Source organism: Kitasatospora sp. NPDC091257 (assembly GCF_044757675.1).
Classification (GTDB): Bacteria; Actinomycetota; Actinomycetes; order Streptomycetales; family Streptomycetaceae; genus Kitasatospora; species Kitasatospora lactacystinica.
This window is the reverse complement of the sequence record NZ_JBIVVI010000203.1, coordinates 1-9,720: the sequence shown is the minus strand read 5'-3', so window position 1 is coordinate 9,720 and position 9,720 is coordinate 1. Positions and strand designations below refer to the sequence as shown.

Below are 9,720 nucleotides of genomic sequence, written 5' to 3'. Positions count from 1 at the left end.
CCCCCGCACACCATCAGCGGGCCCCGGACCGGACCCCGGCGCTCCACCGTACGGACCGACCCCCGCCACCGCGCTCACCGCGGGCCGCACCGCTGCTCCCGGCCCGCCGCCCGCCGTCACCGGAGCCACCGGCCCGCCGCCCGCAGTCCGCTGCGCCCCACCCGTCGGCGCCGTGCCGCCCGCCGCCTCCACAGCCGCCACGCTTCCGCCACCGGACGCTTTCACGTGCGCGACCATCCGCCGCAGCTCACCCACCTCCACACCCAGCCGATCCGCGACCTCGTCCTCACGAACGGCCACCCCCCGTACCTGAAGGCCACGCATCCGCGCCGCCACCGCAGCGCCCTGCACCCACCCCTCACGCCGCGCCCGCTCCCGCGCCGCCTCCAGCCTTCCGATCTGCTCGTCGATGCCCTCCACCGCCGCAGTGGCCCGTTCCTGAAGCGTCAGGAACTCCTCCGCACCCTCCAACAGCGCCAGATCACGGGCCTCGTACTCGCTGCGCAACTCCCGCGCCCGCCGCCGGGCCGCCACCGACCCCACGGCCTTGCGCGTGACCCCCTTCACCATGCCCATCCCGCCTCTCTCACTCGCCCGTACCCGGGGAACCTCCGCCGCCACCCGGCAAGAACGAGCCCGGGTGCCGCACCACCCCGCCAGGCAACCCGCCACCGCCCACGCGCGCAAAGCCCCGCCCCGCCAGATCCCGCCCGGCGGGAACCGCCGCACCCGGGAAGCTGACACTTCCCATCCGGCGACATGGCCCATCCCACGCCACCACCCCACCCCCGAAACCGCTGCCGTGCCTCGGGCCTGCGACAACGCCACCGAGGGGCGGTCAGCGGCCGAGCCGGGCACCAGAGTGTGCCCGACTGTCAAGGCCCAGGGACAGGGCCAAGTTCCCGACAGGTCTTGCATCCCTGCACGGCAGGCGCCGACCCTGGCACCCGTGACGGTGGACTTCGGGAAGATGACGCCGGGAGACGGCTACGTCTACCTGATGCGGCAGGTCGTCAGCGGCGACGACCAACGCCCTCGCAACCGGGCCCTGACCGAATACCAGAAGGCCGGTGGCGTGCCGCCCGGGCAGTGGACGGGCCGGGCCGCCGCCCTCCTCGGCGTCGCGGGCCAAGTGACGGAACCGCAGATGCGAGCCCTGTTCGGAGAGGGGCTCCACCCGCGCGCGGACGAGATCACCGCCGAGCGGCTGCGCGCCGGAGCGACCGTTCGCCAGGCGCAGCGGGCGGCGCGTCTGGGAGCCGCGTTCTACGGGTTCGGGCAGCAACCGACCGCCCTTGCTGTGGCGATCGACGAGCAGACCAAGGACTGGGAACGGCGCGCCGGGCGGCCTGCCACCGCGGACGAGCGCCGGACGGTACGTCGCAGGGTGGGTGCGCAGGCGTTCCGCGCAGAGTTCGAGCGCGAGCCCAGGGACGGTAGCGAGCTGAACCGGTACATCACCCGCTCCACCCGCCCGCCGCGCCAGCCCGTGGCCGCGTTCCATCCGGTGTTCCGCCCGCCCAAGAGCATCAGCCTGCTGTGGGCGCTGGGCGACGAGGCGGCCCGCATCGCTGTGGATAGGGCCCACGAGGAGGCCATCGCGATCACCCTGAGGTGGATCGAGGACAACGCGCTGGCCACCCGCACCGGCCCCGCAGGCGTCGCGCAGCACGACGTCACCACAGGCATGGTGGCCACGCGGTTTCGGCACTTCGACTCGCGATGCGGCGATGCGCTCCTGCACGACCACGTGCTGATCGCCAACAAGGTGCAGGGCCCGGACGGACGGTGGCGCACCATCGACGGCCGGCTGCTGCTGGCCCAGGCCGTCGCCGCGTCCGAGCTCTACGACGAGGAGGTCCTGCGGCGGGTGTGCACCGCTCTGGACCTTGCGGTGACCGAGCGCCCGAGCGCGGACGGGCGGCGCCCGGTGATGGAGATCGCCGGCATCGGCCAGGGGCTGATCGACGCAAGCTCCGCCAGAGCCGCGGCAGTGCGCGAGCAGATGCCCCGGCTGCTCGCCGCCTACCGCACCACGCACGGCAAGGAACCCTCCCGGCGGGCCCGCCTCGCCATGATGCGCAGCGCCACCCTTCAGACCCGCCCGGCCAAAAAACGGGCCCGCCCGCTCGCGGCGCTGCGCGAGAACTGGCAGCTGGGTGTGGCGGCGGCCTTCGGCCGCCCCCTGGTCGACAACCTGCTGGCTAACGCCCGCACAGCGGCCCGGGACATGCGCCGGGACAAGGGCCCGCCCCGCCTGGACGTGGACGCGGCCGCCCGTGAGGTGGTGGCCGCCGTGTCCCTGCACCGTGCCGTGTTCGGCAAGCGTCACCTGCTGGCCGAGGCCCGTCGCCATGTCACCCGCGCCACGATGGGCCGCGGCGGCGAGGGCTGGGCCGAAAAGATCTGCGAGCATGCCCTGGCCCGGTTGTGCCTGGATCTCACCCCGCCCGACATCAACCCGGCCTTCACCCCGCTGCAGCGCGCCGATGGCACCAGCGTCTACCGGCGCCGCGGCGCCGAGCTCTACACCACCGAGCAGATCCTCGCCGCCGAGGACCGCATCGTCGCCGCCGCCCGCCGCCGCACCACCCCCGCCTGCCCGCCACGGACGTTCGAGCGCGCCGCCGCCCGCCACAAGGGCCCCCTCGACACCGGACAGCGCGCCATGGCCAAGGCGTTCGCCACCTCCGAGCGGGCCCTGGTCGCCGCGATCGGACCGGCCGGCGCCGGCAAGACCACGGCCCTGCGCCTGGCCGCGAACGCCATCACCGCCGCCGGCCACGCCACGGTGGCGCTCGCCCCCTCCGCCCGCGCCGCCCACGTCATGGCCGAGGAACTCGGCCGCCCCGCCCACACCCTCCACTCGTGGCTGCGCCGCCAGCGCCTCGCCGACGCCGGGAAACTCGTCCTGCCCCGTGCCGAGCGCCTGCGAAAAGGCGACGTGATCATCGTGGACGAGGCCGGCATGGCCGCCACCACCCAGCTCGCCGCCATCGTGCGCCGCGCAGAACGGGCCGGCTCGCACGTGCGCCTGATCGGCGACCCCGCGCAGCTCGCCGCCGTTGAAGCCGGCGGCGCACTCGCCTTGTTGAAAAGCGAGGTCGGCGCCGTCCACCTCGCCACCGTCCACCGCTTCCGCCACCCCGAGGAGGCCGGCGCCTCCCTCAAGCTGCGCGACGGCGACGCGGGCGAGGCGTTCGCCTGGTACCGGCAACAGGGCCGCATCCGGGGCGGCACCACCGACACGATGGCGGACGCCGTCTTCACCGCCTGGCGCACGGATCTCGCCGCCGGGCTCACGCCACTGATGATGGCTCCCGACCGCGTCCTGGTCGCCGCCCTCAACTGCCGCGCGCAGGCCTGGCGCATGGAACGCGGCCAACTCCTGGCACCCTCACGCTGGCGCCCGCGCCCCGTCAAGCTGCGCAACGGCCACAAGGCGCACGTCGGAGACCTGATCGTCACCCGCCGAAACCAGCGCCGACTCACCTGCCGCGCAGGCAAAGACTTCGTCAAGAACGGCGACGTGTGGGCGATCGAGCGCTATACCCCCGCCGGCGACGCGATCGTGCGCCACACCCAGCACCGCGGCCGCCTCACCCTGCCCGCCGACTACCTCAAAGAGCACTGCGAGCTCGGCTACGCCTCCACCATCCACCGCGCCCAGGGCATGACCGTCACCCGCTCCCACGCCCTGCTCACCACCCGCACCCCCCGCGAGGCCGCCTACGTTGCCGCCACCCGCGGCCGCACCGGCAACCACCTCTACATCGCCCTCGAAGCCGACCAGACGCTCGACCAGGCACTGACCCGGATCGCCACCTACTCCTCCTTCGCGCCCTCCGCCCGCCAGACCATCCGCGACACACAGCAACGCGCCTGGGGCATCCGCCAGCTGACCGCCGAGTACGCCGACGCAGCCGAGCGGGCCACCCGCCTGCGCTACGCCGCCGCCGCCCGCACCGCACTGGGCACCGCCGCCGAACCGCTGATCGCCGACGACGCCTTCACCGCCATCGTCAACGCACTCGGCCGCGCAGAGAAAACAGGCTTCACCCCCGAGCGGATCCTGGCCGCCGCCCACGCCGAAGGCCCCCTGGCCGGCACCGACGTGCCCGGCGCCGTCCTGGCCTGGCGCATCGACCGGCGCCTGCGCACCGCCCGCGCCGCCGAAGCCCACGCCGACGCCGACCCCCACCCGAACGCCCGTCTGCTGCGCACCCTGTCCGACGACCAGCTGGAGCGCATCGCCGCCCTCGCGCAGACGCACCGGGTCCGGGCGCTGGACGAACTGCACGCCGCGGACGCGCAGACCGCCGCTGTCCCCAGGCCCGTTACCGCCGACGGCCGCCGCCACCCGCCATGGCCGCACCGCCCGTACGGTACGTTTACCTCCGGCCAGCTCGCTAACAGGCTCCGCGCCGCGCGTCGCGCCTGCCTGCGGGCCGCCGACGAAGGCGACCACCGGGCCGAACTCGCTGCCGTTGAGGACCTGGTGCTCCTGCGTACCGAGCAGGCGCTGCGCCGGGCGATGCCCTGGCGCGAATGCGCCCGGGAGGACTACCAGCGCACCCGGCCCGGCTCCCCGGCCACCGCACCAAACCCTTGCGCCGCGGCTGCCGCCGACGCCGAGCGGGCCCGGATCCGCACCGAGGCCGCCCGCGACGCCTGGCAGCGGGCCGAGGCCGTCACCGCCCGCACAGGCGCCGAGCGACACCTGCGCCGGCTGCTGCCCGACCGGCCGCCCACCGGTGGCGACGCCGCGGATCTGCCCGACTGGCTCACCCCCGCCGCCGCCCTGGACGACCCGCACACCCCCGAGAACTGGCGGCGCCACCTCACCGCGCGGCGCGACATCGTCGACCGCCACCTCGCCGCCCGCGGCGCCCAGCTCGCCACCGACACCCCCGCCTGGGCCGCACCGCTGGGCCCTCTCCCGCCCCCCGAAGCCGGCCGCGCGCTGCGCATGCAGTGGGAGCGCACTGCCGCCCTCACCGAAGCCTGGCGCACCCTCCACCAGGTCCCCGACCACGTGCCAGGACCGGGCCCCAAACCTGACGCCGAGCAGCATGCCGCCGCCTGGAGCGCCCTCGAAGAGCGCATCCGCGCCCTGCACCACCGCGCCCGAACCGCCCACCAGCCCCACCCCTCGGTGCCACCCGAACAGCTCACCCGCCAGGCCCTCGAGCAACTCGCCCAACTGCGGCTGCTGCGAGGCATCCACCCTCCGCAGCCCGATACACCGCCCCAAACCAGGGCCACCGCCGCGCCCGCCGTGGCCGTGTCGGCCGACCGCACGCCAGCCGTGTCGGTCCTGCTGCCCCGCGCCGAACGCCTGGCCCAGGACGCCCTCGCCGCCACCCTCGCCGGACAGGGCGCCCCCGAGGAGTGGATCGAGCAGATCCCCGCCCCCGACGAGGACGACACTGCCCAGCAGCACCTCTACCGGCGCCTGGTTGCGGCCGTCGCCGACTGGCGCCAGCGCCAGGAAGTCACCGGCGCCGACCCACTCGGCCCACCCCCCGAGAACGACCTGGCCACCGAGTGGCAGCACCTGTCGAAGGCCCTGGACCTCTACCGCACCGCCCGCATCACCGACCGCCTGCAACTGCTGCGGGTACGCCGCGAAGCCGACCGAGAACGCCTCCAGGCCGCCGCCGAGCAGGCCGCCCAAGCCGGCGCCGGCACTCCATCCAGCCCACCGCCGCGCCGGGTACCCGGCCCCAAACCCACCCGCCCGCGCCGCCCCGGCGGCCGTCGCCGCCGGTAGGACACCAGCCCGTCGAAGCCTCCCAGCGGCGGCTGATCCCGTCAGATGGGAGAGGCCAACCATCGCTCCCGCCCACCGGGACCAGGACGCTGCCGCAGTTGTCCACGCCTTCTTCGCGCGCGCACGCTCGCCTTCCCGACCCCATCCGATCCCCGCCACCGGAAAGGAAGGCAGCCCGTTGACCGCGCCTTCGCCCCCGTCCGAGCCCGTGCAGTACGCGCTCACCAGCGTCTACACCGACCCCTACCTCGGCGGGACGGACGGGCCCTCGACGCTCACCACCGACCCGGCCGCCGCCGCGCACTTCTTCCTCGACACCGACCGCCCCGGGCACCTGGAGGTCATGGCCCACGCCACCGCCGCCGACGGAGCCCTGGTCCCGATCGGACCGGGCGACATCGTGCACCGGGCACTCGCAGAACTGCCCTGGGACGACGCACGCCGCGACACGCTGCGCACGGCCCAGGCCGACTGGCTCGAGGACCGCCTGTGGGATCGTCAGGACGAGCCGTTCGGCGCCGCGCCCGGCGGCCCGGACTGGACCCGCGCCGGGAGCGACTGGGGTGCCGTATTCACCGCGCTGCCAGGCGCCGATGTGCTCGCCGAGCTCGCCTCGCACTACCCGCAGGCCGAGGAGCCGCACGCGTCGCTGGTGATGGCGGCGTTGCGCACCGCTCGCGCCATCCGTCAGGCTGCCGGCCCCGTCGGCGAGGGGGACCGGCAGCGTCTCGCTGCGAACTGGCGGATCCTGAACACCTCCTGGCCAGCACGCCGGGAGCCGGCATCCCTCGCCGCGGCCACCTGGTACCTGGAGCGCCTGGCCGACCTGGACCCCATCACCGCGCAGCCCCCCGCGAACCTTACCGACGACCAGCGCGCCCGCTGGCGCGAGGAAGCAGTCGACCTGCAGCGTGACCTCCTCGTCCTGGACCCGGCCCGCCACCCGGCCCGGATCGAGGCGTTCACCGCCCGCGTGCGCACCGAACCCGTCGATCAGGCGCCGGCCGGCACCGCCCGAACCGAGGACGCCGACCGCCGGCGCCTGGCCACCGCCCTCGCCGGGGCCTTGGACCACCTGCCGTTGGACGACGAGGTACGCGAGAGAGTGAGAACTGCCACGGCCGGAATCCTCCAGCCTCCCCACCCCATGCCGCTGCCCGGACAGCCCGCCGGTGACGCCGACGCCGCTCTCGACTGGCGCCGCCGGGTGCCCTCCGCGCAGCGAGCGGCCGAGAACGCCGACGCCGACCTCGCCCAGGCGTACGCCTACGTCGCCCGGGCCCGCCGCGAGGCCGCCGAGGGCCGCTGGTCCTCCGCAGATCAGGGCAGCACCGCTCTCGCACACACGCTGGCCGCCGAGACCCGCGGGCATCACGCCGTCCTCGGACGCCTGCTTGCCCTCGATGCCGCCGAACGCGCCGCCGCCGCCCACGAGCCGCACCTGCACGAAGCGGCGGGCGATGCAGCCCGGGCTGCCCGTGCCAAGGCCCAGGCCCTGGGCCTGCGCCCGATGGAGGTCCACTTCGCGGAGCAGGCCGCCTACACGGCGACCTTCGACGCCGCCCGCCGCCTGCTGGACGAAGCCCTCACCGAGCAGCGCGCTGCGGTGCGGGCCACCATTGCCGCACACTACCCTCGACCCCGCCGCCTGGCCGACCAGCTCGCCGCCGGCATCGACAACCAGGCCGCCACCCGCGCGCAGAACGCCGCCGCCATCCTCGGCCGGGAGCTCGACGACCTCCTCGCCCAGGAACGCGACCCGGCCGCACGACTTCGGCCCACTGCCGAACAGATCACCTGGGCGCGCTCCCGCTCCGAGGCCGCCCGCCAGCGCCTCGACGACATCGTCACCAAGGACAGACCCGCCACCGTGGCCGCGCTGAAGGCCCTGCGCGCGGTGATGGATCTGCCCGCACCGCCCCCGCGCGACGACGGCGTCGAGCGCCTGACCCGCCACCATCGGCAGCTCACCGAACGTCTCACCGGCGTCCCCCGGGTCACCGCCACCACCACGTCGTCCCTACCCACCGCAGCACCGAGGCCGCGCCCGGCACGGGAACTGCCCCGGCAGGAGACCCGCCCCACCACCATGAACCGAGGAGTGCGATGACCCGCCGCGAAGAAGCCCAGCCCCCGCGGCGCGACTGGCGAGAGCACGCCCTGTGTCGCGAAGAGGACCCGGAGCTGTTCTTCCCCGTCGGTACCCGGGGCCCGGCCCTGCGGCAGATCGCACACGCCAAGGCCGTGTGCAACCGCTGCCCGGTACGCACCGAATGCCTGCAGTGGGCCCTGGCCACCAAGCAGGAAGCCGGGGTGTGGGGAGGCGCCAGCCAGAACGAACTGCGCGCCGCCCGCCGCAAGCACACCAAGGACCTCGGCCGCCGGGGGCGCCCGAACCAGCCCGCTCCCAATCCCACGATCGCCAGGGCATAAGTCCGCAGCGGGACCGTACGGCAGATTCCAATCGGTACGGTTGCGACCTGCCATCCGTTGCACGCGAGGCGTCAGCGCACCGCGGCTCCCGGCCGGTGCCGAGCACCGCGATGCGCTGGTCGGCCCGCAGGTCGAGCCGGCGGCCAGGGCGAGGGCCTCCTGCGCGTCCGGTCGGCATCGTGCAGCAGCGCGCCAGCAGCCACCGTGCCGTGCAGGCACCGGCCAACAGACACCTGGCGGTGCGGTCGGCCAGGCCGACAGCTCCCCCGGACGCCACGCCAGGCCGAAGCCGGGCAGGTGCCGGTGCTCCGGATCGCCGTAGCGGGGGCGCACGGTGCGCTGGGGAAGGCGAGCCGGTGTCAGACCGAACGACGGGTCCCACAGGAGCGGTTGTCGATCGCCGTCACCCAGATCGCGAGCCGCCCTCCGTACAGAGGGATCGCTGTCCAGCACCATCCGGCCACCGGGGCCCGTCTCATCAGGGCCCGAGCCAGGACCAGGCACCTGGATCGACTCCGCCCCGACCGAGCCGCGCCTCGTGGCAGGCCACCAGTGAAGGCCAGCCCCTCCAACCCCCGGCCGGCCGACCACAAGACCCCGGCCGATCCCGACCACCCGGCCGTCGGCATCGGCTACCCGGCCGGATCCCTCTCTTCTCGCGGTCTGGCCGAAGCGGCCCGCGACAAGACCCGTCCTCAACAAGGCGGCCGACAGCGCCACCCCGCTCCGGCCCCTGCGCCTGCCCCGCATCACCGAGCAGATCGCGATGCATCACGTCGCCACCGCCCACGTCGAACCCCGGCCGGGCGGCACCGCGACCCCGGCCCCGCCCGGCCAAAGGCTGCACCGGGCCCCTTCCGCACAGCCGGTTTCGGGGCCAAGTCCGCCGACCCACACCCCCACACCGCCGTGCTCAGATTCTCCGCCCGAGGTGCGACGGGCCACGGACGCCAGGGCGAATCCGACATGTTCGCCCCGCAGTGGTACTCCTTGAATACCGGTCAACGCCGGCACCCACCAAGCCGATTGCCGGACACCCCCGTTCGGGCCGTCCAGCCACACCACCGGAGAACGCCGTGCCCAGCGACCCCTACCGGCACCTCTACGAGGACAGCGAGATCTTCGCGCTGGACCTCGTCCGCCGGGCCGCCGACCCAGCGAGCACCACCAACATCGAGCACGCGGTGCGCGATCTGGCACGCCGCCACCCGACCCTGGCCGAGTACGACGCCGCGATCGCCCTCACGGCGGCCCTCGCTCGCCTGTCCTGCACGGCACTGCGCGCGGCCTCCCTGCGACACCACCCGCTGACCGTCCGACTCCTGGAGAACCAGCCGATCCCGAGTGCCGCACATGTCCACGAGATCACCGACGTCCTCGACCAGCTGGACGCCTACCTGCTCAGCACCGACCCCACCCGTCTAGGGCACTGCTTCATCGAACTCACCCGCCTCGCACTGGCCGAACAGATGCCCGGCGCCCGCCCCCTGCACGAGAGCGCCGCCGAACCCCTC

At 74.6% G+C, this 9,720-nt stretch carries 4 protein-coding genes and 1 pseudogene; 4 read left to right on the top strand and 1 reads right to left on the bottom strand.

The window, feature by feature from the left end; translation table 11 throughout:
* A pseudogene (locus ACIQOV_RS12555) lies at nucleotides 1-576 on the bottom strand (hypothetical protein); the annotation flags it as partial.
* Nucleotides 577-949: 373 nt separating this feature from the next.
* Between ACIQOV_RS12555 and mobF the strand changes: the two are divergent.
* The 4 genes from mobF to ACIQOV_RS12535 all read left to right on the top strand — a co-directional run.
* On the top strand, nucleotides 950-5,773 hold the full coding sequence (mobF, locus tag ACIQOV_RS12550) for a MobF family relaxase (protein ID WP_401047937.1): 4,824 nt from the start codon (nucleotides 950-952) through the stop codon (nucleotides 5,771-5,773).
* A gap of 178 nt (nucleotides 5,774-5,951) precedes the next feature.
* A complete protein-coding gene (locus tag ACIQOV_RS12545; RefSeq protein WP_401047936.1) occupies nucleotides 5,952-7,883 on the top strand; it encodes a hypothetical protein in 1,932 nt (643 codons plus the stop codon).
* A complete protein-coding gene (locus ACIQOV_RS12540) occupies nucleotides 7,880-8,206 on the top strand; it encodes a WhiB family transcriptional regulator (RefSeq protein WP_331768394.1) in 327 nt (108 codons plus the stop codon). Before ACIQOV_RS12545 ends, ACIQOV_RS12540 begins: the two co-directional genes overlap by 4 nt.
* Before the next feature lie 1,076 nt (nucleotides 8,207-9,282).
* Nucleotides 9,283-9,720, top strand: a 438-nt coding sequence (locus ACIQOV_RS12535) for a hypothetical protein (RefSeq protein WP_401047933.1), incomplete at its 3' end; no start/stop codon positions are given.

Bases quoted from the DNA above. Each gene is read 5' to 3' on its own strand.
- ACIQOV_RS12540 (WP_331768394.1), top strand. From the start codon at position 7,880: ATGACCCGCCGCGAAGAAGCCCAGCCCCCGCGGCGCGACTGGCGAGAG.